17 protein-coding genes are annotated in these 25,212 nt (G+C 67.7%); 5 read left to right on the top strand and 12 right to left on the bottom strand.

What is annotated here, in order from left to right:
• The 6 genes from fxsT to IQ210_RS41755 form a co-directional block, all read right to left on the bottom strand.
• Positions 1-2,607, bottom strand: a complete 2,607-nt coding sequence (fxsT, locus tag IQ210_RS41780; protein ID WP_194084479.1) for an FxSxx-COOH system tetratricopeptide repeat protein — start codon at positions 2,605-2,607, stop codon at positions 1-3.
• 625 nt (positions 2,608-3,232) lie between these two features.
• On the bottom strand, positions 3,233-3,604 hold the full coding sequence (locus IQ210_RS41775) for a DUF6188 family protein (RefSeq protein WP_194084478.1): 372 nt from the start codon (positions 3,602-3,604) through the stop codon (positions 3,233-3,235).
• A gap of 2 nt (positions 3,605-3,606) precedes the next feature.
• Positions 3,607-10,698: an RHS repeat-associated core domain-containing protein gene (locus tag IQ210_RS48075; RefSeq protein ID WP_322658094.1), complete on the bottom strand. Its 7,092-nt coding sequence runs from the start codon at positions 10,696-10,698 to the stop codon at positions 3,607-3,609.
• Positions 10,699-11,197: 499 nt separating this feature from the next.
• On the bottom strand, positions 11,198-11,689 hold the full coding sequence (locus IQ210_RS41765) for a hypothetical protein (RefSeq protein ID WP_194084476.1): 492 nt from the start codon (positions 11,687-11,689) through the stop codon (positions 11,198-11,200).
• Between the two features lie 819 nt (positions 11,690-12,508).
• Positions 12,509-12,982, bottom strand: a complete 474-nt coding sequence (locus tag IQ210_RS41760; protein ID WP_194084475.1) for a hypothetical protein — start codon at positions 12,980-12,982, stop codon at positions 12,509-12,511.
• Between the two features lie 78 nt (positions 12,983-13,060).
• Positions 13,061-13,366 (bottom strand): hypothetical protein, encoded by a 306-nt coding sequence (locus IQ210_RS41755; protein WP_228049429.1) that lies wholly within the window; start codon positions 13,364-13,366, stop codon positions 13,061-13,063.
• A 395-nt stretch (positions 13,367-13,761) separates the two neighbouring features.
• Here IQ210_RS41755 and IQ210_RS48070 point away from each other — a divergent pair, with 395 nt between their 5' ends.
• Positions 13,762-13,893 (top strand): hypothetical protein, encoded by a 132-nt coding sequence (locus IQ210_RS48070; RefSeq protein WP_265584750.1) that lies wholly within the window; start codon positions 13,762-13,764, stop codon positions 13,891-13,893.
• A gap of 9 nt (positions 13,894-13,902) precedes the next feature.
• Positions 13,903-14,352, top strand: coding sequence for a hypothetical protein (locus IQ210_RS41750; RefSeq protein WP_194084473.1), 450 nt, complete (start codon positions 13,903-13,905; stop codon positions 14,350-14,352).
• Positions 14,353-14,590: 238 nt separating this feature from the next.
• Here IQ210_RS41750 and IQ210_RS41745 read toward each other — a convergent pair whose 3' ends face one another.
• Positions 14,591-15,604: a DUF4238 domain-containing protein gene (locus tag IQ210_RS41745; RefSeq protein WP_194084472.1), complete on the bottom strand. Its 1,014-nt coding sequence runs from the start codon at positions 15,602-15,604 to the stop codon at positions 14,591-14,593.
• Between the two features lie 255 nt (positions 15,605-15,859).
• Positions 15,860-16,561, bottom strand: a complete 702-nt coding sequence (locus IQ210_RS41740; protein WP_194084471.1) for a GAF and ANTAR domain-containing protein — start codon at positions 16,559-16,561, stop codon at positions 15,860-15,862.
• A gap of 167 nt (positions 16,562-16,728) precedes the next feature.
• Here IQ210_RS41740 and IQ210_RS41735 point away from each other — a divergent pair, with 167 nt between their 5' ends.
• The gene (locus IQ210_RS41735) at positions 16,729-17,724 is read left to right on the top strand and encodes an ATP-dependent DNA ligase (RefSeq protein ID WP_194084470.1); all 996 of its coding nucleotides are present in this window, start codon (positions 16,729-16,731) and stop codon (positions 17,722-17,724) included.
• Between the two features lie 260 nt (positions 17,725-17,984).
• On the opposite strand, the gene IQ210_RS41730 is transcribed toward IQ210_RS41735, so the two are convergent.
• Both IQ210_RS41730 and IQ210_RS41725 read right to left on the bottom strand, forming a co-directional pair.
• Positions 17,985-18,878 (bottom strand): hypothetical protein, encoded by an 894-nt coding sequence (locus IQ210_RS41730; RefSeq protein ID WP_194084469.1) that lies wholly within the window; start codon positions 18,876-18,878, stop codon positions 17,985-17,987.
• Positions 18,879-19,768: 890 nt separating this feature from the next.
• Positions 19,769-21,391 carry a hypothetical protein gene (locus IQ210_RS41725; RefSeq protein WP_194084468.1) on the bottom strand — a complete coding sequence of 541 codons (1,623 nt, stop codon included), beginning with the start codon at positions 21,389-21,391 and terminating at the stop codon, positions 19,769-19,771.
• 498 nt (positions 21,392-21,889) lie between these two features.
• Here IQ210_RS41725 and IQ210_RS41720 point away from each other — a divergent pair, with 498 nt between their 5' ends.
• Positions 21,890-22,231 carry a hypothetical protein gene (locus IQ210_RS41720; protein ID WP_194084467.1) on the top strand — a complete coding sequence of 114 codons (342 nt, stop codon included), beginning with the start codon at positions 21,890-21,892 and terminating at the stop codon, positions 22,229-22,231.
• Positions 22,232-22,886: 655 nt separating this feature from the next.
• Complete coding sequence (locus tag IQ210_RS41715; RefSeq protein ID WP_228049428.1) at positions 22,887-23,603, top strand: hypothetical protein; 717 nt, start codon at positions 22,887-22,889, stop codon at positions 23,601-23,603.
• 143 nt (positions 23,604-23,746) lie between these two features.
• Here the strand turns inward: IQ210_RS41715 and IQ210_RS41710 are convergent, their stop codons facing one another.
• Positions 23,747-24,652, bottom strand: a complete 906-nt coding sequence (locus IQ210_RS41710; RefSeq protein ID WP_194084466.1) for a hypothetical protein — start codon at positions 24,650-24,652, stop codon at positions 23,747-23,749.
• Positions 24,653-24,823: 171 nt separating this feature from the next.
• On the bottom strand, positions 24,824-25,207 hold the full coding sequence (locus tag IQ210_RS48655; protein ID WP_456115070.1) for a zinc finger domain-containing protein: 384 nt from the start codon (positions 25,205-25,207) through the stop codon (positions 24,824-24,826).
• Positions 25,208-25,212: the final 5 nt, after the last annotated feature.

The raw sequence follows: 25,212 nt of genomic DNA, 5'->3' as shown, positions 1-25,212 counted from the left end.
TCACTCCCCTGCGGCCGGACGCCCCGGATCTTCGGCTTGCCGCCCTTTGATCCAATCCAGCGCCTCAACAGACCTCAGAGTGTCGGGATGCTCCTCACCCACCGCCCGTCGCCGCCGGGCGAGCGTGTCCTCAGCCAGCACCAGCGCCTCCTCCACCCGACCTATCTCCCCCAACCTACGCGCCAGGTTGGACGCCGTCCGCAGCGTCTCCGGATGGTCCACACCCACCACCCGCCGCCGCCGAGACAGAGTGTCCTCACCCAGCCCCACCGACTCCACTACCCGACCCGCAACCGCCAGCTGAACCGCTTGGTTGGACGCCGTGGTCAGGGTCATGGGGTGGTCCTCACCCAACACCCGACGCCGCCGAGACAGAGTGTCCTCACCCAGCGCCACCGACTCTTCCACGCGACCCTCCTCCCCCAACCTACGCGCCTGGTTGGACGCCGTGGTCAGGGTCATGGGATGGTCCTCACCCAACACCCGACGCTGACGGGCAAGCGTCTCCTCACCCAGCTCCACCGCCTCCCCCAGCCGACCGACATACTCCAACCAAAGCGCCTGGTTGGACGCCGTGCCCAGGGTGTCAGGGTGGTCCTCACCCAACACCCGACGCCGCCGGGACAACGTCTGCTCATCCAGCACGAGCGCCTCCTCCACCCGACCCAATGCCGCCAACCGAATCGCCAGGCTAGCTGCCGTGGTCAGGGTGGTGGGGTGCTCTTCGCCCAGGAGCCGGCGGCGCCGCTCCAGAGTGTCCGCGTCCAAGGCGCGCGCCCGCTCGTGGTCCTGGGTGTCGTCATAGGCGCGGGCCAGACAGAAGGCGGTGTTCAGGATGTCTTCGTGGTCCGGGTCGAGGTCCGCGGACCAGGTGTCATACACCTGCTGCAAGCGGTCCCGGGCTGGACGGGCCAGCCCGCGATCCATCAGATACCAGCAGGCGCTGACGAGCGCCCCCCGTCCCGCCGCCGTGGTGATGCGGGCGGGGTCAACAGCGAGAAGGTGGGGCAGCAGCACCCGCCAGCTCGGCCATGTCGAGGGCTGGGTGACGTCGCCGGGGTAGGCGGCGGCCAGGAGACAATCGGCATCCCGGGCCGCCTGCTGCAACTGGTCGGGGGTTAACTGGTCGGCTAGCACAATCTGCGTCAGCCGGTGTACCTGCACCGCGCCGTCCTGGACACGGGCCAGACCGTGTCGGATACCCGCCTCCATTCCGATCACCGTCGCCGACAGCCGCGAACCAATCGTCTCCTTCAGAAGGTCGGAGGCCTGGCCAGGGAGACGGCCGGCGCAGGAGGTGAGGGGAAAGGGCTCGGGAGCCAGCAGTGCGAGCGCATCAACCACCGCAGCCGCCCCGGGATGCGCGGCCTGCAGGCTCGTGCGAGTTAGACGGACCTGTGCCGCCAGGGCTGATGGGTAACCGGGCGGGCGTCCCTGACTCATCACCTCCACCAGGCTCGCAGCCAGCTCTGCCTGTAGATCCATCGGCGACAGGCCCCTGGTCAGCAACGCGGCCGCCTGAGCAAGCGCCAGCGGCAGATCGTCTAAGGTCGCGGCAATGGAGTCGGCGTCCGCGTCACCAAGGATCGCGCCTTGGGCGCGCAACAAGGCCACGGATTCTGTGCGGGAGAGGGTGTCGACGTCCACAGGCACGGCGTAGCTGTTCCAGAGGGGGTTGCGGGAGGTGATCAGCACATGCCCGGGGCCGCCAGGCAGGAACGCCGCGAGAGCGTCGGGGTCTTCGGCGTTGTCGAACACCAGCAGCCAGCGCGAGCGGGTGCGCAGTTCGGCGAGCACGGCCGAGACTGCTTCGGCAGAGGGCGTGCCCGCGGGTGCCGCACCGGTGTGGAGGGCGAGGGCTGCGAGCTGGTCGGGGATGAGGGCGGGGTCCTCCGACGTGATCCACCAGACCAGGTCGTACTCGCTGGCGAACCGGTGCGCGTACTCGATCGCCAACTGGGTTTTCCCCACCCCGCCGCGGCCGTACAGGGCCTGAACCGCAACCCGCTGCCCTGACGCGAGCGCTTCGCGTGTGTGGACCAGCATGGCGTCGCGGCCGGTGAAAGCAGCGTTACGGGCCGGCACGTTCCACACCCGTGGCAGACTCCCCGGCAACCGCGGCCCACTCCCACCGACCCGCGACAACATCCCCGGCGGCCGCCCCGGCGCCCGGGTAGGGCGGGCAGGCCCGTTCACCGCACGCAGCAAGGCCTCACGGGCTGCCTGGTCGTCCAGGCCGAACAGGTCGGTGACGATCAGAGGACTCAGGATCGGCGGTGTGGGAGTCTGCGCGATCCGGACCGGAGTGATCATCTCCTGCCGGGCCACCATCGCCGTCCACTCCGGAGTCGTGAACCGCTCCGGCTCGAAATACGCGGGCGAAAACAGGGCAAGGAACCGGCCGCGCTCGAGAGCGGCGTTCATCTTCAGCACGAAGTTGTCGCCAACGCCCCAGTCCCAGCAGTCCAACTCCACCTCGAGGCCTGCGTCCAGGAGCTGCCAAGCAATCCACTCCGCCCAGGCCCTGTCCGCACCCGCATGACTGATGAACCAGACTCCATCCGACGCTCTGTCAGACGCGCTGCCAGGTGCCTCTATCGCGCCCATCGTGTCCCCCCGAAACCACGCGCTCGTACCGCCTTCAGCGTAGAGGTCGGCCCCCTTGCCAGGGCCCGGTCTTCACCAGGCCATAGGTAGTGCGCTGCTGCGGGTGCCACCCCACGGCACCGGATCTGGAAGCCGGCCTGCGGCCGGTTCGTGACGGATCCGGTTCTCGCGTACACAGCCATCCAGCCCAGGCTGGTTCGAGGACCGCACCGTCGGGTGGTGGTGCCGTCGGGTGCAGGTGATGTCGAAGACGTCACCTGACGTGCCGCGGTTGGCGTCCGGCGAGGTGACCTGACCTGGGCGGTCCAGTACCCGGATTCCCGGTGCGAACCCCAGGTCACGTCGACGCGTACCTCGTGGAAGTCGTGTGCGAGTCCCATCACCATGGCCGCCGCAACGGCCCGCGCCTCGACCGCAGACCCTCCCGTCTTCCACGATCAGGCCCCTGTGACGCCAGCCAACTGCGTCGCGCACAGAACGATGCCCTTCGACATGCCGAAGGAAGGCCGCCTCTTCTTCTCCCGCTACTCCGTGGTCCCGTCGTGAAATTCCGACGGGACCACAGAATCTTATTTCTACATGCAGGTACGCCGCGAAAGCCAGACTTCTCGATTACGGCCGGATATCACTCACCGCTCCACACCGCAATATCACCTCCGGGCAGACAGGTTACCCGCCTCCCTTCAGGCCCGACCAACCCCCAAGCCTCATACTCCTCATCCGGCCGGACAGTCAGTTTCATGCCGCTTTCAAATTCGATCATTAGATCCCCACACCTTCCCACTTCGGCTTCAACAATCACATCGCGAGCCAAGCGGACAAGATAGGAGGACACAGCGTCCGGGGATTCTGGATGAAATGACACATGATCCTCATTCGAGACACGAAGAACAGACTCGGTCTCGATACGAATTTCACAATCCCCGCTAGTCAGGACCGTGAGGGCCGCGTCGAAGCAAACGCGGGTAACTGCTTGACCCCGAAGGTTCAGGTTCATGCCTACCACCCTGCAGGAAGTGGATAAGTGCCATCGGGATTCATCGGGATATGGGTATGTGCGTTCGGGCCGGGTTTCCCGTCCAGTCCAATCGGTTGACCACCCTGGTTATAGAAGCGCACATAGCCATCCGAGTATCTGCTGGTCGGATCCATCACCCGAATCATGTCACGGTTTCCGACTGCCCCGGGCCTCTGCCACACAGTTCCCTTCCCATTATCAGCGACCCGCCCCACCCAATCGTCACCCACGCCAGCGGGGCGCGGCCCAAGATTGATGGCGGTGGTGCACCCTGGTGCATTGTGCACCAGGACCGGCGTCGCACCTGCAAGAACATAGTACGTGTGGAGGCCTTCGACTGTTAGGTTGCGTGTTTCCTGCTTGCGATGGAACGAGTGAGTTGCGTCGACTGCGATGACCGTGCCGTCGTCCGTGCGCAGCGTCATACCGCTCTTCAGGTCGACCGCGTTGACCCAGGCGCGTTCTGAAGGCGACCAGAAGGGATGGTGATTGGTTGCGATGATTTCGGCAGTAGCGTCACTTGCCTTGACTACTACTTCCGTGAAGTCCTTATCACCCTTGGTGATGATGGTGGCGAGAACGGCACGCGCTTCCGTCTTTCCGGTTTCAGGGCTGGTGGCGATTATTTTGTCGCCTACTTTGATGTCCTGAATTTCCTTTGCAGTCCCATCGGCCATGAGGATGCGTGCTTCGGGAAGGAAACTGTTAGAACACGCATTTGCCGCCTGCTTCCCGAGCGCCTTCGCCGTTCGGATGACGGCCCCATAGAGAACGCCAAAAGCGGCGCCTTCAGCCTGGTGGGTGAGAGCTTCGGTCGTGGACTCTTCGTCCCCGTCCAGGGCGTCTGATGTGGCGGCGCCAGCAGCGCCGGCTGCTCCGTAGCATGCGTATGTGGCTGCTACGCCAGCTGGTCCAGCTGCTCCTACGGCGAAGGTCTCACATGCAGAGAAGCCGAAAGCTTCCACTACTACGCCTGCGACGCCTGCCCAGAACCCCGTGTGATCGTGATCTTCGGTGCGTGACTGGGCTGCGAGGCAGGAGTCCCGAACCATGTATCCGTACTGTGAGCAGTCAGTTCCCGTGCCTGTGCCGGTCGTTGAGGTGGAGGAAGTGTCCTCATCGCCCTCAGATCCGCTGCTGTCGTCACCGTCAGTATCGCCGCCACCACCGCCGAGACCATCGAGTTCGGTGAGTAGTCCGGTGGGGTCTGAGTAGTTGACGGGGTCGTTACCGCTGTAGCTGTAGGCGGACAGATTCTGCGGGTCGTAGGGGGTGCTGAGGGGGTCGGGGCTGAGGAAGCGGCCGAGGAGAGGGTCGTAAGCACGGGCACCGAGAAGGGAGAGGCCAGTACTGGTGTCTTCGGTTTTTCCGAGGAAGCCGTTGTCAGTCCCGGTGGGCAGGGTGCCGCCGCGTTCATCGCCGAAGGGGGTGTAGCGGCGGCGGGTGGTGGTACCGGTGGTGGCGTCGACGGCGAGCTGGGTGGAGGCCTGGATGTCGGCCATGAGGTAGGTGACCTTGCCGCCGGCCGCGGTGGTGCCTTCCGTGGTGCGCATGGCGACGGTTGCGCCGCCGCTGGTGTAGTAGCGGGTCGCGGTCACCGTCTTGCCGTCGGTGGTGCGCAGATCCATGCCGCCGAGGGAGGCCACGGTTTCCTGCGGGGTGGTGCGGAGCAGGAGGTTGCCGTCGGCGTCGTAGGCGTAGCGGGTCAGTTCGCTGCCGGCGCTGGTGGTGGTCTTGACGGTGGCGAGCTGGCCGAGTTTGGTCCAGTCGTAGTCGGTGGTCTTGCCCGGGGCGACGCGTGTGTCCATCTGGCCGGCGTTGTCGTAGGTGAGGGTTTCGGTTCCGGTGGTGGTGCCGGCGCTGATGGTGTTGATCTTGCGGATGCCGTGCGGCCGTGCGGCGTTGGCGGTGGTCCAGGTGCCGGCGTCGTCGTAGCCGGGGTAGAGGTAGTCGCGCGTGGTGGCGGTGCCGGCCTGGTTCGTGTCGGTGACGGACTGCAGGTTGCCCAGGCGGTCGTAGGTGTAGTCCGTCTCGTAGGGGTCGGGGCCGGTGAAGTCGGAGACGCCCAAGGCACACGCGCTTCCGGTGGAGCGGGTGTGGGCGTCCTTTAGGCGGCCCTGCCGGTCGTACAGGAAGCACTGCGACTGCGCGGTCTGCCCGGTGGCCTGCTCGCGGAGCTGGGTGAGTTTGCCGTCGAAGTCGTAGGTGTAGGTGTCCTGCTGCCGCTCCAGGGTGGTGGGAGTGACGGCGGGGCCGGAGGCCGTGGTCGTGGTGATGCTCTGCAGACGGCGGGTGCCGTTGTCGTCGTAGTAGCCGTAGGTGCGCTGGGCTCGAGCGGCCGTGTTGCTGGTGAGGGTGGGGCCGTAGTAGCGGCTGGTCAGGCGTCCGTAGGCGTCGTAGTCCGTGTCCCGGACATAGGTCTGCAGAGGCGAGATGAGGGTGTGGGGCCGGCCGTAGTCGTCGTAGCCGGCGGTGACGGTCTCCGCGTCGAGGCCGCCCGCCTTGGGATAGGTGACCGAGGTGAGATGGTCGGCCGCGTCGTAGCCGTAGGTGGTGGTGTAGTCGCCTGCCAGCCCGGTGACTTCGGTGGGGATGGTGACGGTGGTGCTCAGCGGGCGGCCGCGGTCGTCGAAGCCGCCTGTCCTGGTGGTGTAGGTCCTGCCTTCGGTGTCCCGGCTGGTTGTTGAGGTGATCTGGCCCTTGCCGCCGGTGACGTAAAGCTCGTCCCATTTCCAGGAGGCGAGCTCGGTGCTGCCGCTGGTTACCGAGGTTTTGCGGCCGAGCTTGTCGTAGCCGTAAGTGAGGATGGCCCTGGCCGCCCAGTCAGGATCAGCAGTGTTCGCGAAGTTGCTGTGGGTCTCGCTGATCCGGCCGTTGGCGTCGTACTTGGTGGTGGATCTGCCTGCGTCCGGGTCGGTGGTCGTGATGCGCTGTCCGGCCCAGTCGTAGGTGTAGGTGGTGGTGTTGCCTCGCGGGTCGGTGATCGTCTCGAGGTTGCCCTTGGCGTCGTAGCCGTACTGGGTGGTGAACGTCGACGTGCTGTTGTGCTCGACGACCTTGGAGGTCTGCCCGAAGACATTGGTGTAGGTGTCGGTGGGGTCGGCCACTGCGGGCGTGACGGTGGTGTAGTCGCCGAAGTAGTCCGTTGCCACCTGTCCGTGCATCGTGCTCGTGGTGGTGGATCCGTTGCCGACGAGGATCTGCGAGAGCGTGGTGCGGCCGGCCCAGTCGAGGGTCAGGTCGGTGTAGGAGGGCAGGTCCTCGACCTTGGGGCTGACCGGGCCGCCGGAGCCGGCGGTGCCCACGTTGGCGAAGACGGCCGAGGTGCCGGTGACGTTGCCGGCCGTGTCGTAGCGGGTGACCGCCACCTGCCGGTTCGGCGTTCCCATATTGCCGTCGGGGAGGGGTGTCTGTGTTTCGCGGGCGCGGCCGAGGCCGTCGGTATAGGCGTAGGCCGACAGGTAGGTGGTGCCGGACTGCAGGGTGTGGGTGGCCACCTTCGGGTAGCCGTTGACGGAGTCGGGGATGCCGTTGCTGGTGGCGGTGGGGATGCTGTAGCTGAACTTCAGCGACGGGGTGGTGCCGGTCTCGGTCGGCTTCCACACCTCGGTGGGACGGCCCGCCGCGTCCAGGCTGATTTTGGTGATCTTCCCGTTCGGGTCTTTGGTCTGGTACAGCACGCCCCAGAACCGGGACGTCCACACCGTGCTGGACAGCGCCGGGCGCAGGTCGGTGGGGTCGCTGCTGGGCTTGGGCGTGGTGATGGTGACGCCGTCCACCGGCCAGGTGTTGGCCGGGCTGTAGGCGGTGGTGGTGCGGTTGCGGTCGGCGTCCTCGGTCCAGGTGAGGCGGCCCGCGTCGTCGTAGCCCGCCTTCGCGAACTGGTAGGCGCTGGCGGTGGTGTAGGTGCGAGTCTGGGTGGTGTTGCCGTCGACCGGCTTGTTGCTGGCCACGTCGGCGGCGTTGTCGTACAGGGAGACCGTGTAGGCGTCCTGGTTGGCCGCCGCCCGGTCGGTGCAGCCGACCGCATAGTGGCGGGTCTCGTCGGTCAGGACCATCCAGCGCTGGATCTTGCTGCCGTCGTAGTAGTCGGTGTTGTAGGCGCGGCCGAAGGTCGTGCACTGATTGTCGGAGACGCTGGCCTCGCCCTGGTCGTCAGTGCGCAGCGGCAGGCCGTAGGTACCGGAGGCTGCTTCGGCGGCGTCGTACTCGTTCTGGACGACGTGGGTGCGCCAGCCGGTGGAGATCTTGCTCAGGGTGGTGGTCTCGTCCTCGCGGACGAAGCGGGCGTCGGGCAGACCCTCATAGGTGGAGGTGACGTGATCCCAGTAATGGTGGAAGACCCTCTGCTGGGAGCTGCCGGTGTCGTCGCGCTTGGAGGTTTCGATGGTCTTGCCCTGCAGCCAGGGCGAGTCGGTGTAGGCGGTGCCTTCGCCGTCGTAGACCTTCACGGAGCGGGTGGTGGAGGTGTCCTTGGCGGTGCGGTCGCCGTCCAGGCCGCGGTAGAGCCAGTGGAACGTGGAGTGCTTGACCTTGCCGGTGCCGGAGGTGACCTCGACCTTCTGGTAGCCGCGCCAGTCCGTCCAGGACTCGTCGGCGTCCTTGGTCAGAGGGTCGTTGGCAAAGCGCCATCCGGCACCACCCTGGTAGTCGTAGCTGGTGGTCATCTCCGGAGCGCCGTCCTGGCTCGTGCTGACCGTCGGGTCGACAGTCACCGACATGACCAGGAACTTCTTGAACCAGCCGGTCTTCGCCTCGGTCTCGCCCTCCGGAGTCCACTTCTGCCTGAAGCAGTCCTTGGTATTGGAGGCCTCGCTCGGCAGCGCATCGATGCTGCACGCGTTGGGCGAGCCGTAGTCGACCTTCGTCGTGGCGCCCAGATCACCGTGGATCTCGTTCACCCGGCGGAAGTTGAGCTCGGTGGAGCCGACCTTGTTGTCCAGGTCGACGCCGTTGAAGTTGATGACCGGCAGCACGATGTCCGTGCCGCTGCCGTAGGACTTGCGCTGGACGTAGTCCAGCCACAGCGTCTTACCGATCGTGCCGTCGGGGTTGGGCAGAGCGTGCTTGGTCTGGTACTGCTGCACCAGATCCCAGCCGTTCATGTCCGTGTTCAGCACGAACGTCTTGATGTCCCACAGCATGTCCTTGCTGAAGAACGTCGGATAGTAGGTTTTGCCCGCGCAGTAGTAGTCCGCCGAGGTGCCGTCACACATCAGGTCGATCGGCACGTCCGGGTACGAGGTCGGCTTGGAGGCGATCGAGGGGCAGGCGCCCGGCTCGTTGCGCAGCGGATCAGCGTCCGACATGCGCTCCACACACCGGCCCACATGCGTCAGTTCGACCCGGCCGGTCGGCTTGGACCCGGTGATCTGGGTGGGCCAGCCGTACTCGATGGCCTTCAGGTAGCCGCCCGCGGTGTAGGAGCGGGCCTTGTCGGTGGTGGCGACCGAGCGGTAGTAGTTGCTCTCCTTGTCGTAGAAGTAGACCGACTCGACCTCGTTGGCGTCTACCGTGCGGTCCAGGCTCCACCGCCAGGCCTGCGTGCACGGCTCGGGGAACTGGTCGTGGCAGGGCTCCCCCGCATCGTTGCCGACGACCGGCACCGTGAAGACGGAGCCGGTGGCCGCGCTCGTGCGCTCCGAGCGGCCCCAGCCGAAGTAGTAGTGCGTGCCGTCCGGGGTGGAGATCACCCAGTACTCGTCGTCCGCGCCGTGCCCGCCGTCCAGGTGCTGCACCCGCCAGCCCGGATCGTCCTGCAGGTGGTAGGAGCCGGTGCCGGTGTTGTCCTGCACCAGCGTCGAGGACACGCCGTTGAGGTTGATGACATACACCGCACCGTCCGGCTCGGCAGCCGTGTTGGGCGATTCCCAGCACAGGTCACCGATCGTGGACAGGCCGTCCTGGCTGCAGTTGCGGTAGCGGCGCTCGATGAAACCGACGTTCAGGTCCCAGCCCATGCCGACCCAGGACGCCTGGTTGTTCGTGGCCGAGGTACGGCCGTCCACCGACTGCGAGTTGTACGTCATCGCCAGCGACGGCGCCGAACCCATCGCCGGCTTCGGCAGGCTGACGGGAAGGTTGTAGGTGAACGCACCCGACCCGGTGGCCACCTCCCACGAGCCGGTCGGGGACAGGGTGGAGGCGCGGTAGTCGCCCTTGTCCGACGACGAGCCCGTGTTCAGCAGGAACGTGGAGCCGGAGTCGGCGCCCAACTGCGTGGACAGGCCGTCACCGTCCGGCTCGGCCGTCACCGTCGCGGTCAACGTGCCCGCGGCGGTGTCGTTGTCGACGGGGACGAACTCCCGCTCCCTGCAGCCCTCCGCGTCCGGTGTCTGCAGGGCGCAGTCCGGCACCTTCACCAGCCGCAGCCGGGAGGCGAAGTCACCGCCGTAGGCGTACTTGAAGCCCGAGTAGTCGATCGCGATCTGCACCTGGCCGGCCGAAGGGACCCCGTCGGTGCGGGTGACCTGCACGCCCAGACCGACACCGCCGGCCGGAGCGACCTCCTCACGGTCCAGCACCCGCACATCGACCTGCTCCGGCGACACCGCATCCCCGGCTGGCTCGCCTGCACCATCCGACGCCGACGGCGACGGCTGCGACGACGGATCGGAGCTGGGCTCGCCGCTGGCGGGCGCGGCCGTCGCCTCGGCGCTCTCCGACGCGCTGGGCTGGGTGGTGGCGGACGGTGTCTCCTCCGCGGCAAGCCGGGTCCTGGCAAGCTGGGTCGTGGCTTGTTCGCCTTCCAGCAGTGGTGCCACCTCGACGATGTCGGCGACCTCGGTGGCGGCGTCCTGGCTGGGCGTGGCGGAGGCAGAGGGCTCCGGTGTGACGGTGCCCGGCTCTCCGGGTGCGGCCTGCGACAGATCCACCGTCACCTGAGCCGCAGCCGGCCAGCTCGGCTCCGGCAGCGCCTTGCCCGCCTCCTCGGCCTTCTGAGCCGGAACCGTCCCCAGTGACTGCGACGGCACCAGGGGCGTGGAGCTCCCCGAGTCCGCGACCGCCGACGGCGGAGACAGCACCGTCCCGGTCGACAACAAGCCCGCCATCACGGCGCCCGCAATCGTCACGGACAACCAACGCGCACGCCGAGCAGCCACTCGAACCCCCGCCCCACGCAGCCCCGCACACGAGTGCGCAAGCCGCAGACCAATGAGAAATACCCGATCACCAGGTCCGGACGGCCGTGCTCCCCAGCACGCTGACGCCGCCCAGACCCGAAAGTTGATCAGTGAAGCGAGACAGTAACTGCCATGAACATCCTGTGAACAGGGGACCAAACGGACGGTTCCCCTCCCCACCCGTGACCCTGATCACAACCACACAACCCCAGGTCACAGACCCACAGTGACCGCCAGCCGGGAGGTTCCAGGCGAAACGCCGCCCGCCGCACGCCCCCCTGCAACCAGACCTGACAGCGTCTGCACCTCGCGGCCTGATGCCATCAGACGACATCCGCTGCCTGACACACACGAAGCGCCCGGCGCATCACCATGTCGCTTCAGGAGTAACGGGGGGCTGGGCCCCGACCAGGGCTCAGACCCCATTGCCCTTCCTGCTCACCTCAGGTCAGGCGAGCTTCTTCAGCTGTGCATCCAGGACGTCCTGGGGGATGGCTGGCGGCTGGACGGGATTGAGGGACAGGAAGGTGGCGATCGTGGCGTCCTGGCGAACGACCAGGACGGTCACAGGAATCTTGGGCCCGGCGCCGCTGCCGACAATCACCTGGGTCGCGTCAAAAGCCACAACCTCATCGCCGTAGCCAGAAACCGGGCGGGACTGGGCACCGGTAAATCCCAGCCCGGCATCGGGATGCGCCGGTGAGGGGCGCATGTCGGCACTCGTGCACTGCGCGAGCGCCGCCCGCAGCTCGCTCATCACCGACCGGGCGTCGGCACGGGTGTAGGACGCCAGGCTCACACTCGCATGCTGCCCCAGTCCATCCGAGTCGGACACCACGTCCTGGACGACCTGCGCGCTGAAGTCGTGCAGACTGCCCAGCTGCGCGGCCGCATACACAGGCCGGCACGGCGCGGGCGTAGCGGCACGGGAGGCCGTCACACTGCCACGGTCCACCGGATGGCCCTTGCCCGAGACCGCGGTGACGCCATAACCAGGGACGTCCTGCCCGCTCAGCGCCAGACGGTCCAGGGCCTTCTGACCGAGCCCCGTTCCCCCTCAGAAGCCGACACCCCCGAAGCCCCCTGCGACGCCGCACCCGCTGGCACGCCGGACCCGGGCTTCGCCCCTCCCCCATCGTCGTCCCCGCCGGCCTTGCCGCACGCGCCAGCCAGCACCAGCAGCGCCGCCACACCCGCCACCGCAACAACCCGTCTTCCGAGCGCAAACCCTCGCATCATCCACACCTCCCCCAGGTGCCCGCCTCCGGGCGCACCCGCATCAACAGCCCCGGCATATGCCAGGGCTCGAGTTCGCAGGGAGCCTAGCGGCACACCAGGCAACCCCCATCGCCTGATCCGAGCCGATGCCAGCACCGCACATCCAGGCCGGCGGCAGCCTGCCCGGCAACGCGGGTGAACCAGATGAGCCCAAGCACGACGGTTGTCACACCGGCAGGCTTGTCGTCACCTCGCGTCCGTGGCCGCCTCGGGGCGACGTCCGTACTGGATGGCATCGGACGATCGAACTAACACCGACCTGGTGTAGGTCGACGGGCAGGAAGCCGGGCGGGAGAAGAGCTGACCTCCTGGAAAGCCTCGGCGTCGGCCCCCCGGCACCACACGACAGGTGCGGCGGTGCGGCGGTGCGGCGGTGCGGCGGTGCGGCGGTGCCAGGACGAACTGCAGGAGCGGAACATGCCGCAGCTCGCAGCAGTTCCACGCCTGCATGGTGGGAAGTCTTGTTGTTCCCAGCCCGGCGCTACCCCAACTGCGCGGGTGTGAACGCGGCCGCGTCCCCCTGCCACTTCTTGTGCACCCAGAGCCGCTCACCGGCCAGCTCGATGGGGGCCCAAGTCCCGGACATCGGACCGATCCGCGTCCCCTGCGGCAGTCGGGCAATCACCCGGATCGGCTTCACACCACCGAACCGCCCGTACTCCAGCACAACAACGTTCCGGTCCGTCACAAGCACCCCGCGCCGAGTGGTGAACCCGTTGGCAAGGAGCACCCCGGCGAGCCCGCCCAGGAAACCGGCAAGATAACCGGCAGCACCTTCAGCCGCCCCCATCGCAGTGAAAAGTACCCGCACCCCGACCAGCCCGACCATGAAGAACACCATCCGAAGTCGAGGATCGATCCCGCCCTGAGCCAACACCACCCGCCGGACCTGCTCACCAGGCTCCAGAAATCTCTGCGCCCGCCCAATTACCTTGCCTGACAACGTCGATATCACGACACTCCGAACATAGATAAACGAATACTGCAATTACTGACTAACAGCACCTAACAGAATGGGCGTTGGGGCCCGTGCTTACAGGTATCCCGGATCGCCGCCGGCGTTGAACCCTGTCAGGGAGCGCTCCAGTAACTCCAGGAACTGGCGGAGGTCATCGGCCACCTTGTCGAACTCCGGGTTGTCCAGCGACGCCGTCCGCGTCCGGTAGACAACTCCATCGGGCCCCACGACGTACATCTGGCCACCGCCGTTCGAGCCGACGACCAGGCCAGAGGCCTCTTGGTCCGTACCGACGTCGACGACGCCGTACTCCAGGAGCCGCAGCAGGACATCACCGGCCCGATCGAGGAAGTAGCCGTTGCCCACGTCCTCCCAGCTCACACCGCCGACGCTCCCGTAGAAAGTGACCAGATCAGCTGGCGCAGCGGTGACTTGGGCGAGCATGCGAGCCGCGGCTTGACCGTCATGGTCGGCCGGCCGGACCTGGTTGGAACCAGGAGGAAAGCCGTGCCGACGCTCGAACTCACCTGTCATGGCCGCGAGAGCCCCAGAGACCCTGTCTGTCCACGAGGCCAGCCAGGCAGACGAAAGCGATCGGTCACCCATGAGGCCGGATCATGGCATGAGCCACGGACATCCAGGCAGCGCCCAGCAGTTCCAGTGCCAACGCAACCCCCTGAGCTGCACGCCCTGAGCTGCCGATCAGTGATGGGGCAGCAAACGAGCCTGAGCAACGCTTCGGAATCGCGGACCAGGGTGCTATCAATGCACGCCGCGTGGTCTATGCGGAGTTCGCCCGCGATGCCCGTGCCTTGGCGGACGGGGTGCACCAGTACGTCATGGCCGACGGGCCTGCCCTGGATGCCGACACGGCAGCCTATACCCAGGTGCTGGACCGGGCACGGTGATCGTGTGACGTGGTGTCGATTGAGGGCCCGCGGTCCGTTCGGGAGGCGGCCAAGCTGTTCATTGACCAGGCAGTGGAGTGCCGGGGAAGGGAAAGCTGGCACTCAAGTGTGGTGGCCGCGTTCAACAAGCTCGACGCGTTGATGCTGACCAGTGATGGCGATCAGCTGCGCGCAGTCCTGGCCCTGGGACAGGAGATGGATCAGATCCGGCGCGCGGCCCGGGCCCTACCGCAGGACTGGCGCTCGCAGGCACGGGGGTGGGCAGGCAATGCCTCTCCCGACCTGCGGGCGCACTGGCAGGAGGAGCGCGACAGGTTGCCCGAGGGTGCACCCACTTTTGAGGACGTGGCCACACTGGTCAGCCTGCTCAGGGATCACGGCGACCCCGCCGCGCCGCTGAATGCCGCCGTCCAGGCCGGTTACCTCAGGACGCCTCGAAGATCAGCACGTACGCGGTGACGTGGGCCGAGGAGCCGGAAAGGGCCAGCGGTCCCCGCTCGCCGCTCTGGTGAAGGCCAGGAGGCAGGAGAAGGAAGCCGCCGCGGTGTGATCGGGCCCCCAGCTGGGCGGTTCGGCGGGATAGTCAGCAGAAAGTCGAGAACACCACAGGTCACTCCAGGGCCCGGTCGCGCAGCGCGGCCGGGCTCGCGCGACGCGATGGACTCTGCAGAGTGAACCCGAACGCGCACTAGTTGCCTTAGGTCGGTGCGCTGAACTGTGCCAGCAAGGCCAGCAGTTCCGGGTCCTTCAGCACGGGCCGACGGGCGCCGCTGCTGTGCTCTCGGCCAGTCGATGGGGCTGCCGCGATGCGTGGAGCCGGTATTGCGGGAGGCTCCGGCGCCAGCCGCAGGTATCGGGGCCACCTCATCGAGGCGAGACGGTAGACCGCATTCTGGCACCATGCCGCCGCGCCCCTATTGGCTTGACGGGCGAGCGCCGCGGTGAGGACACCATCCTGATATCGCTCCGGCGCCCGGGTGGAGATCAGCAGATGCGTGGGGGACAGCGGGGCGAACAGCTCGGTGGCCGCCCCCAGCAGAGGTGGTGCGATGCTGTATGTGCCGCTGGTACGGCGGATGACGACACCGGTGTCTCCCAGGATCAGGCAGGGGGTCTCGGCCTGCACCAGAACCAGGTGCCGCTCTGGGGCCTCCAGGTAGTCCATCGCGAAGCTCAACCCCTGAATGGGTGCGCGGAGATGCCAGCGGTCGTCGTTGAAGAGTCTGGGATCTGGGGCCCGGTGATATGCGTCCCAAAAGACCGCGACGCCCTCTTCATCCGTCAACGGCCGACCCAGCCGACGCTGGTAGAGGGAAATGATCTCGTGTGCCCATACCACCGGCGCCAAGTGCGCGCCCACCTGGGCGTTCCATGACCTGAACATCTGCGTGCGCACCAGTTGCCAAGCCAGCGTCCGCCGCAGAACCTGCAGACGCTCTGCGTCCAAGGGCCAGGTCCCGCTGCGCACTGCACGCACTACGGGCGCGGCATGATCGTCGACCTTCTCCGCGAGGTACGTCTCCAGGGCGACCCGCTGCATGCCCTGAACCAGCGGGTCGGTGTTGAAGTTCCTGGCCTTGGCCGCACTCTTGACCGGTGTCCGGTGTTCCCGTCCGTCGCGGTGAAGCCCGGTTATGTGACCTTCCTCAGCGAAGGCCCGTAGCCAGAACTTCGGGACCAGATGGTGCTCTTTGGCGATTTGCGCACCCATGATCCGGATCCTACGGGCCGACGGCAACGCGGGCTTCCCGATTTCGAACAGCGCACGAGACTCCAACCCCGGACATATTGCGGGCCAGGGGCGCTATCCCCAGCTGCTGGCCTCGAGCGCTCCCCTCGGTCGCCGCCCTGCCCTGCTCCCTCAGGCTGGGCGCGCGTTCAAGAAGGCCAGCGACTTCTACCCGGTAGAAGTAGCGCCGGGCAGGACCCGGACCGCGACCGTCACCGGGGGAGCTGTGCCGGGTGCTCAGTTCTCGCTGCGGTCGGTGCGGACCCGCTGGGCGACGTCGCGCAGCTTGATGTTGTGCTGCTGCGAGATGCGGCGCAGCACGTCGAAGGCGTCGTCCTCGCTCAGCTTGTGGCGTTCCATCAGGATGCCCATGGCCTCGCCGATGGCGTGCCGGGTCTTCATGGCGTCCTCGAGCTGGTCGATGGTGCGGGCGTCGGCCAGGGCCACGGCGGCGTGCGAGGCCAGCAGCCAGCCGGCGGTCTCGATGTCCTTGCCGAAGGCGCCGGGATGGCGGGAGTACAGATTCAGCGCGCCGAAGTCCTGGTCGTGGGTGTAGAGCAGCACCCCGGTCATGCTGCCGATGCCGAGATCGCGGGCCGCGGCGGCGAACCGCGGCCAGGTCGGCTGCGGCTGGGTCACATCCGCGATGCGGTAGACCCGCTCACCGCCCGACTTCGCGCCGCGGGCGAGGTCGAAGCACGGTCCTTCGCTCAGCTCGCCCTGCAGCCGGTCGGCCGCTGTGACCATCTGCCCGCAGGAGGACAGGGTGACCGCCCGGCCCTTGCGCAGGGCCAGGATCCCGGCCGCGTCGCAGCCCTCCACCAGCCGCACCGCGGACGCCGCGATCTCGTCCAGCGTTCCCTGCACCGACTCCTGCGCCAGCAGGTTCCGCGCGAGCTGGGCCATCTCCTCGGCGAATTCCCGCCATTGCACTGCCATCACCCACCTCGATCACCGGTGCCGCCACTCTACTGTCGTGATCTTCCTCACGAGCCCCTCCGGCCACTCCACCGAACTCGCGGCCGCAGCCAGCCCCACAGGCGAAGCCGTCGCCCGTCCGGGGGAGCCGGGACTGGTACCGGGCTCGGGTGTGGAAGGCGTCGACCATGTCTTCGTCTTCGCCGCCCCGCTGGTCGCTGCCCGAGCCGATGCGCGCCGTGCCGGTCAACGACCCGGCCCTGCCCCAGGGGTGGGCGGCTCAGGCCAAGTGGGACGGCTACCGCGCACTCGCCGGCAAGTGGGGCGATGGTGGTGTCGCCGTGCAGAGTCGGAACGGCACCGATCTCACCCGGGCCTTCCCGGAGATCGAGCAGGCGGTGCGCCGGCTGCCGGACGATACGGCGGTCGATTGCGAGCTGATCGTGTGGGAGGCGGGCCGGCTCGCGTTCGAGCGGCTCCAGCAGCGCATGCACCAGCGCGGTGCGGGCGCGGCCCGCGCGGCTGTCGAGTTCCCGGCGCACCTGGTCGCGTTCGACCTGCTTCGTCTGCGCGGCCGGGACATGACCGGCCGCCCCTTCAGCGAACGCTACGCCGCGCTGGAGGCGATGTTCCTCGAGGAAGGTCTGGGGGCGCCGTGGTCGTTGTGCCCGACCACGACCGACCCCGAGCAGGCGGCCCGATGGCTGGCCGATTATCCGGCGGTCGGCATCGAGGGTCTGGTGTTCCGGCCTCTGGAGTCCAGGTACGTGGCGGGCTGGCGCGGGGGGACCAAGTACAAGGCTCGGCACACCAGCGAGGCGATCGTCGGCGCGGTCACCGGCAGCCTCCACTCCCCCACCACCGCCTTGCTCGGCCGCTACGACGATGAAGGGCACTTCCGGTACACCGGCCGCACCACCACGCTGAACACGGCCGTACGGCATCACCTCGCCGACCAGCTGCACGCCGCAGACGCCGGCCACCCATGGACAGGGCACACCTTCAGCGTGGGATGGGGGTCGCGGGAGCATCTGTCGGTGCGCCTGGTCGTGCCCGACGTCGTCGCCGAGGTCGCCGTGGACGTCGCCAGAGACCAGGCCGGACGGTGGCGCCATCCGGTACGGGCGACCCGTATCCGCACCGGCATGGGACCAGGTGACGTGCCTCTGTTCGGAACCGCGTGACGCCAGCCGTCCGTCACTCGTTGGACCGGCTGATCAACGAAGTGCACCCGGCCGGCTTGTCATGGGGACGGCCGGGGTTTCGTGCCATGAGCACGACCTCGCGCGCCCGGCCCGGAGCACGGCTGTGCCCGCCAAGACGGGGGAGCCTGGCGGGCACTCGATCAGTGTGGCACCAAAGGTCGGGCAGAGCCATAGAGGATCCGGGGCACCGGGGCTGCGGCTCGGCCTGCCGGTGCGCCCGGGTTCGGCCCTGTGCCCTTCTACCAGGTGATCGTTGCGTAGCCCTTGGCTCCCTGATGCAATAGCGCCCCGGCTCCGGCGGTGCCGTTGGTCCCCGCGACCCCGTTCGGCGTGCTGCCGTACAGGGGCTGGCCACCGATACCCCAGTTCCCGCCCATGCCCGCGCCTCCGCCGCCGTGGCCGTTGAAGCCGGCACCGCCGTTGCCGCCTTGGCCGCCGTTGCCGCCCCGGCCCGCGCTGCCTACGCCGCCGTCGGTGCCGTCGCCGCCCGCGGTGCCGCTTCCCCCGTCCCGCGAAGCGAGGCGGTCAGCGTCGATCCCGGCAGTGGAGGTGCAGTTCGCGCCGGGCCCGAGATACCCGCCCGCTGCCCCCTTGCCCCCGACGCCGTGGCGCCGACCGACGGCATCCCCGCCCTTGGCGGCAGGAGCGGCGGCGAAACCGCCCCGGGCGAGAACGACGGTGCGACCGCCGACGGTGACCCATGAATCGCCGCCGGCGGTGGGCACCAGGTCGTCCCCGTCCGGGGAATCGGCGGTGTTGCCGCCTCGGCCGACGTGGACATCGAACTCGGTGCCCGGCCTGACTCCCGTCAGCCGGCACTCGACGTAGTAGCCGCCGCCTCCGCCGCCTCCACCGGCGGCCCCGCCGCCACCACCTCCCCACAGGCTGCGGCCTCCCTGACCGACGCCGCCTCCTCCAGCTCCGCCGCCACCCGCCCCCCATAGATGCACAGTGAAAGCGGTGGCGTCGTCGGGCGCAACGAACGGGCCATCCTCCGTGAACTCCATGAAACCCGCGAAAGGATCATCAGGGTCGGCCGGTGCGGTCAGCGCCGAGGTGTCCGCAGCGCCGGTCAGCAGGGCCAGGGCAGCCAGCGCGGTGACACTCGCACCCCACATCTTCTTCACGTACACGATGCATCCTTTGTCGTCGCCAAGGCGGGCCCCGGGCAGGCCCACCCGGGGCCCAACGACACCCCGCTCGCACAGATGCGCCCATTCACCCCGACAGCCGCCGACCGCCGGAGTGCCTCCCCGAGGACGGCGGCCAGGGCGGCGCGGTCGGTGTGCTGGTCGACGACATCAAGGACATCGAGGTCGAGGACCTCAACTTCCCACTGGACCGGCCGGGTTGGGTCGAGATCGTGGCGCCGGGCATAGGCCGGTCACCGCGGATCGGTCGCCTTGCCCACGGACGCGGAGTGCGCGGGGGCAGGTGCGGCTCGGATTGAGTTGTCTGGACACGACGGACAGCCGATGGGAACGCTGCAAGGCACAGTCGCTGGCCCGCCCCGGCCCGGTGGGCGGCATATATCTATGACCTTTTCTGATCGTGCAATTTCACGTTCCGGGTCGTGCTACGACCTACCCGTGACTCAATACGGGCGGTTCTCGTCCGCAGTGATGCAACTGTCGCCTGGTTCATGCGCAATGTGATCGTTTCAGTCGCATGACGACCAGAGGGCCAAACAGCGCCTCATGCGGGAAGCCGCGGCAGCTGGACAGTTCGTCGGCGCCCGCCTTCCTGTCCACTACCTCGGCCAACCGTGACGCTCCAGGCGAGGCACATTCCTGGCCCTGTCCTTCACCTGACACACAGTCAATGCCGCTGGTCGGTCTGCCTACCAACCCGCGGCTATCAACGAAGGAGCAGGGCCCGATGCGCATCAGCATCCCACCAACCGATTCCAGTCGGGGAATCGTCCCTATCAGCTCTGCCAGCGCTACCAGCACACGTTCCACCGGCAGACGCGATGAGGTTGACAGCGTCGGTCCCGCGTGTCACAGCGTTCCGGAATCAGGCGTCAGGTGACGAGCTGCCGCGTGGCGGAGCGGTAGGGGATGCTGGGCATTGCCCAGGCTTGGCCCAACGTGAGATCGGGGAGCAGTTCGGCGTACTGCTCGGGCCCGCTGTTGCGCAGGATCGCGCGGAGCTGGGCGATGTCGAAGGGCGTGCGTTCGGCTGTCACTGCGTCGAGCAGCCATGTGGCGTCTGAGCTGCTCAGACGCCACAAGATGGGCTGGATGTACCAGGCGGGACGGTCCCGGCCCACGGCGGACAGCAACTGATAGGCGGCTGCGGGCTGCTGTGACTCGCGCAGGGCGGCCACAATGTCGACGATGTGCAGGGGCAGGCGTTGTGTGGCGATCACGCTGAGCAGCCGGTGAGCGTACATCTCTCCGCCCCTGGCGTGCAGCTCGGTGATGAGGGCACAGATGTGGGCCGGCGTTGCCTTGGCTGCTGCGACCTCCAGGAGGCCGTACGCCATGTCCCAGTCCTCTTCGTCCTTTCCGTAGCGCAGGACAACATCCATCAACCCGACGATGAAGTCTGCTGCCGCAGTGAGGGCGAGGTCGACGAAGCTGGAGTTGCCCTCCCTCATGCGTCGCAGCATCTGCAGGATGTCCTGTGCCAGGACGTCTACGTCCGCCTTGGCATCGGGCTCCGCGGTCTCCTCGCCCGCACTGGCCGGGCCGGTCGAGTTATCCGGCGGGTTGTCCTGGTGCAGTTCGCGCGCCAGGTCATCGAGACGCCGGGCTCCGTCGTCCAGGTGCCGGGATGCTTTGACCAGCGCATCGTCGATGTCGTCTGCTGCCGCTTCCATGTCCTGCGCGATCGGGTCCGCGGGATCGGAGATGGTGAGCGGCGGGGAGTTATCCGGTTGTCCAGCGGCCTGTTGACGAAGCTGTTCGAGTTCCGCGGTGAGAGTGCGGATCTGCTCGGCGGCTTCCGCGGCGAGACGGTCGGCTTTGCTGCGTTCGTCCTGGGCTCGCTGCAGGGACGCCTCTGCCGTCCGCCGCTGTTCTTCGCTGCGCGCCAGCTGCCTGCGCACCGTGTCCAGCTGATGGTGCTCGTCTGCACGCCCCTGCAGCTTGTCGCGCTTGACGGACAGGGCGGCGATGTCGCGCTGGAGCTTGTCGACCATGGTCAGCAGCACGCAGACCATGCGGTGGGCGCCGGTGCGCTCATGCTCCAGCTCAACAGCCCGCTCCATGGCGCGCAGCAGTCGGTCCTGCAAGGCCAGCGACCGCCGCTGCTCGGCCACCAGCTCACTCGCCGGCACCGCGGCGTCCAGGTTCCGCGCGGCGCCGTGGGGCGGCCGGATGCCATGCTCCCGGGCGGCAACAGCGGCAGCTTCCTGCAACAGCTGCTCCCTGAGCGCGGCGTCGTCTCCGGAGCAGACATCAGCGATCGCCTGGACGAAGTCCTCCTCCAGGCGCACCCCCGCAAGCCGCTCACCGATGGTCGAACGGCTGGGAACGCGATTGTTGCTGAAGTGCTCAGGTGTCAGCAGCGGCCTGACATCGTCGAGGCGCAGCCGCGCATTGTCCAGCCAGCTCCGTAACAGAGCGGCCGTGGCGTTCGCCTGCTTGGTAGGGCCTTTCAACGGACCCCACTGTTTGGTGCGCCGGCCTGCGTCGGACAACCTTCCACTCCTCATCTCCAGTGGCCTATCCAGCCCTGTCCAGCCCGGACGCCGGACAACTGGAGCCGCCCCTGCCAGCCCGGGCACCGTGTGAAGCGCCCACCGCCCATACCCCGTCCAGGGCCAACACGTCGCGATCGCACGCCTGTTTGGGAGACCCTACCGATGCCAGATCCACTTCAGCAGGCCCTTCACCTGATCCTCCACGGACTCATCGCTGAGGTTCCGGCCCAGCTCGCTGGTACTGCCGTCACCACATCCGCAGCCGCCGCTCAGCGCGCCCGGCACCTCCGGCGGACGGCCGCCACCACGCAGAGCAGGAGAGTGCTGTCGCACAGGGCGGCCGCAGCTAAGCGACGCGACTGGTCAAAGTGACCGCCCAGCACCGGACTTGCGCCGCTAACACCGCGCCCCGTCACAGTGCCGCCAACAAGTACAACCACCCACCGCGCTCTTCTGCCCTGGCCTGCCCCGGGACCGAACGTCGGAGCCCTTCCAATGACCTCGCCCAGCATCCCCGACCTGCTCACCATGACCGCCGCCGGCCTGACGGCACTCGGCGACGCCCCCCTCTGGGTGGCCCTCGCCATCGCCCTCCCGCCCGCGCTCACGGCCACGGCACGGGGCATCAACGAGATCCTCACCGGCATCTCCGCCTTCCGCACGGCATCCATGCACCGCCGACAGACCGACAGACTCCTCGACGAGATCACCGACCCGAATGCCGGCCTGGGACACCTTGAGCGCGTACAAACCAACGCACCACCCGCCACCGGCGTAGCGATCACCGATCCGCCCCCAGCCACTTCCATCACCGCCCCGCCCGCTGCACCCCCATGAACCCTGTGGCGCGGCCGCGGTCGCATGAAGACCTCGGTGTACACCGCTCTCCGCCATCTACACGCCCGAACAGACCGGTCAGCATCAACGTGCACTCGAATTCTGGGACCCAGCCACCAGACGGCCCGTGTGGTACTCCAACCTCAAGTGGGGCCGCACCCTCGATGACCGCCCCCCTACGACCACGGCCGAGTTGAACCGTGCCGCGTTCGCCTGGCGAGAGGGCATGACGAGCGACCTGATGATGCAGCCGGGGCCGAGGCAAGTTAGGCAGCCAACGGCCAGGGATCGCCTCGCCAAGCAAGCAGCGGTGGCGACGCGTCGGTCTCAATGTCGCGAGTACACGACTGTTCGTGGATAGAGTGTGCTTTCTGCCGGTTGCGACGACCCGGCATGCATGTCCGTGGTGCCCGGCTGTCCCGGATACGCGTTGAGGGTGTGGGGCGCCCACGTCGCCTGATTTCCGCGTGATCAGCGATGCGTGACTCTGTCTGCCGGCCGGGCGGCTTCAAAGGACTCTCGCACGCCTCACTCTCCTCGCCGCTCCACAGCTGCTCTCCGCCGTGCCTTCTCCGGCGAGCACAACCAGGCGGCCGCCCTGGCAGTTCCCCGCGGGTGCAGCCACCTGGGCTTCGACAGCCCCGACCCGGGACAGATGCACCTTCGCGCGCTGCTTGCCCTGGGCATCTTCAACACAGACCCGTTGCAGCAGTGGCCCGGTGCATGGGGCATGGCGTCACTGACCCACTACGACCTGACCTTCTCGCCCCGGCGCGATGACCTCGTCGTGATCACACCCACGCCGTGCAATGTGCTCAAGTACCTGGTGCCGCGAGGCAGGTGGGGAGGTGTTCCCGGCCTGCGCCTGCAGGAGGCAAAAGCTGACGCCTTCGTCCTTCGCCATCTCATCACCGGCGCCCGCATGACGCTCACCGATCGTCCTCCCACCCCTGCCTTCGCAGGAGACTTCGAAGAGGACCACCGGGTGTGGAGCGTGCACCACGCCCTGACGGGCCGGGAGTTCGAGGCCCTGGCCGACGTGCCGCCCATGACGCAGGAGGCGCTGGTACTCCTGTCGGGGCTGACCTCGCGGATCGGGCTGCGCGATCCCAATCAGCGATGGGCCCTGGGTAACTGGTTCATGGACCCTCTGGATCGCACGCTGGCGTGGAGCCGGACGGGCCGACGTCTGTGGGGCCAAGGAAACCGGTGGGAACTGACGTGGAACAGCTTCCCCTTCCACGAGGACGTCGCCCTGGCGCTGACCGATCCCCAGGCCGGGATCACCGGCGCCCAAGCGGTGCCCGCGCGCCGTGGCTGGGACGTGCGACTCGGCGACGCGGTACTGGCACTCCAAGCCGAAGCAGACTGACCGCTGCACCTACGCCACTGACTGGATCACCATCAAGACCCGGTGGCAACTGGCCGTCGACACTGCGGAGGCGGACATCAACGGTCAGTTTCCGGCTACCTCGACGTCTCATACGCCCGTTCGCGGTAGTTGACTTCCCTCGGTCAGGGTTCGCCGCGCCACGGAGCATCCGCCAGCACCTGGCCGATCAGGGTGCGGATGCCCTGGTTGTCGTCGGGGTTGATCCACAGGCTGTTGCCGAACACGGCGGCCGCCTTGGCGTTTTCACCCAGCCGCCACCACGTGAGCCCGAGTCCGTGCAGTGCCCGGTGGAAGGGCCGGTTGTCGAGTTCGCCCCAGGTCAGGACGCCGGTGAAGGCGGGTGGCAGCGACAACTCGGCGACGGCAACACCGGTTTGGTAGTAGCCGAGCGCCTCAGCCAACGCGTCAGCGTCCGTGCCGGCCCGCTCGAAGGCCTCAATGCCCAGGTGTGCCCAGCAGTCGATCTGCCGTGGGTCCTCGCGCACGGCAGCACGCAGGGCTGTGTGGTAGGCGGCCGGGTCTGCGGTGCTCTCCCTCAGCCCCAGGGCGCGGTCCACCGGCGGTTCGCCCTCTCCCACGTAGGGGTCGGGCATCCGGTAACACGGTCTGGGTCCGGCAGCACGTACGGCGCGAGCCCACGACGCCGTCTCACCTTCGGTGGCGAGGCTCGGGTCGTAGTCGTCGCCTCCGAAGGCCGCGCTGGCGGGCGTGATCCCGGCGTGCTGAATGCGCTCGAGGATGCGGCGGGTGTCGTACCGCTCATAGCGGTCGGTGATCTCCGCCAGGTACCTGTACCGCTGCCCGAGCTCCTCGTCCTGATCTGGCCAGGGTGCCGGCAGGACGCGGCGCAAGGTGTCGAGCAGGTCCGTCAGGACCTGCTCACTCTGGTCCCTGGTCAGCGGCCAGGACAGTCCGAAAGCGCGGGGCACGTCATAGACGGGCGCCCAGAGGGCATCCGGTTCCAGGCCGCTGCGATGGGCCAGCATGGCCCGCAGGTCGTGTTCACTGACTGCAGCCGTGGCCGACATGATGCTCTCCGCTCGTCGACGGTGCGCAGCAGGCGCTCAACTTCCCCTGAGACTAACCAGATTCGAGGGCCCGGTCCGTCCCTCGTTCGGGGGACCACCCAGCGCGGGCGAAGGTCGCTCTTGGTCAGGCTCTGTTGGGCAGGGCGTTCGCGCCGCCGGGCGACGGACTCGTTACCGGTTCTGACTGTCTCGTGCTGCCGCGTTCAAGGCTGCTGCGGCGCGGACGCGAGCGGCGTGGGGCGCAGTGGCGTCCTTCCCCGAGGTGGTTCGGCACACCTGACCGGGTTCCGCGCCGCAGCTCTCGCACCTTGTCGCGTCGGCGACCAGGAGGTGGTCGAGCAGCTTCAAACGCGCTTTGTGCAGTACATCGGCCGCCACGCTTGTCCCCAGTTGCGCGCACTGCGCGCCCGGCTGGATTGCCCGAATCGCCGAAGCCGAGACGGAAGGCTGGCTCGGCGAGGTTGAAGGTCTACAGATCAGCCTGGCTGGCGCCGAGGAGAAGCTCAGCCAGCTCGATCGGGGCCACCGACAGCATACGGCTGTGGCCCTTGGCATCCCCA

The sequence above is a fragment of the Streptomyces justiciae genome (assembly GCF_015163075.1).
Lineage (GTDB): Bacteria > Actinomycetota > Actinomycetes > Streptomycetales > Streptomycetaceae > Streptomyces > Streptomyces justiciae.
This window is presented reverse-complemented; position numbering and strand designations above follow the sequence as displayed.

Bases quoted from the DNA above. Each gene is read 5' to 3' on its own strand.
- IQ210_RS41720 (WP_194084467.1), top strand. From the start codon at position 21,890: ATGACCTCGCCCAGCATCCCCGACCTGCTCACCATGACCGCCGCCGGC.
- IQ210_RS41740 (WP_194084471.1), bottom strand. From the start codon at position 16,561: ATGGCAGTGCAATGGCGGGAATTCGCCGAGGAGATGGCCCAGCTCGCG.
- IQ210_RS41735 (WP_194084470.1), top strand. From the start codon at position 16,729: ATGTCTTCGTCTTCGCCGCCCCGCTGGTCGCTGCCCGAGCCGATGCGC.
- IQ210_RS41745 (WP_194084472.1), bottom strand. From the start codon at position 15,604: ATGGGTGCGCAAATCGCCAAAGAGCACCATCTGGTCCCGAAGTTCTGG.
- IQ210_RS41710 (WP_194084466.1), bottom strand. From the start codon at position 24,652: ATGTCGGCCACGGCTGCAGTCAGTGAACACGACCTGCGGGCCATGCTG.
- IQ210_RS41715 (WP_228049428.1), top strand. From the start codon at position 22,887: ATGCACCTTCGCGCGCTGCTTGCCCTGGGCATCTTCAACACAGACCCG.
- fxsT (WP_194084479.1), bottom strand. From the start codon at position 2,607: ATGGGCGCGATAGAGGCACCTGGCAGCGCGTCTGACAGAGCGTCGGAT.
- IQ210_RS48655 (WP_456115070.1), bottom strand. From the start codon at position 25,207: ATGCCAAGGGCCACAGCCGTATGCTGTCGGTGGCCCCGATCGAGCTGG.
- IQ210_RS41775 (WP_194084478.1), bottom strand. From the start codon at position 3,604: ATGAACCTGAACCTTCGGGGTCAAGCAGTTACCCGCGTTTGCTTCGAC.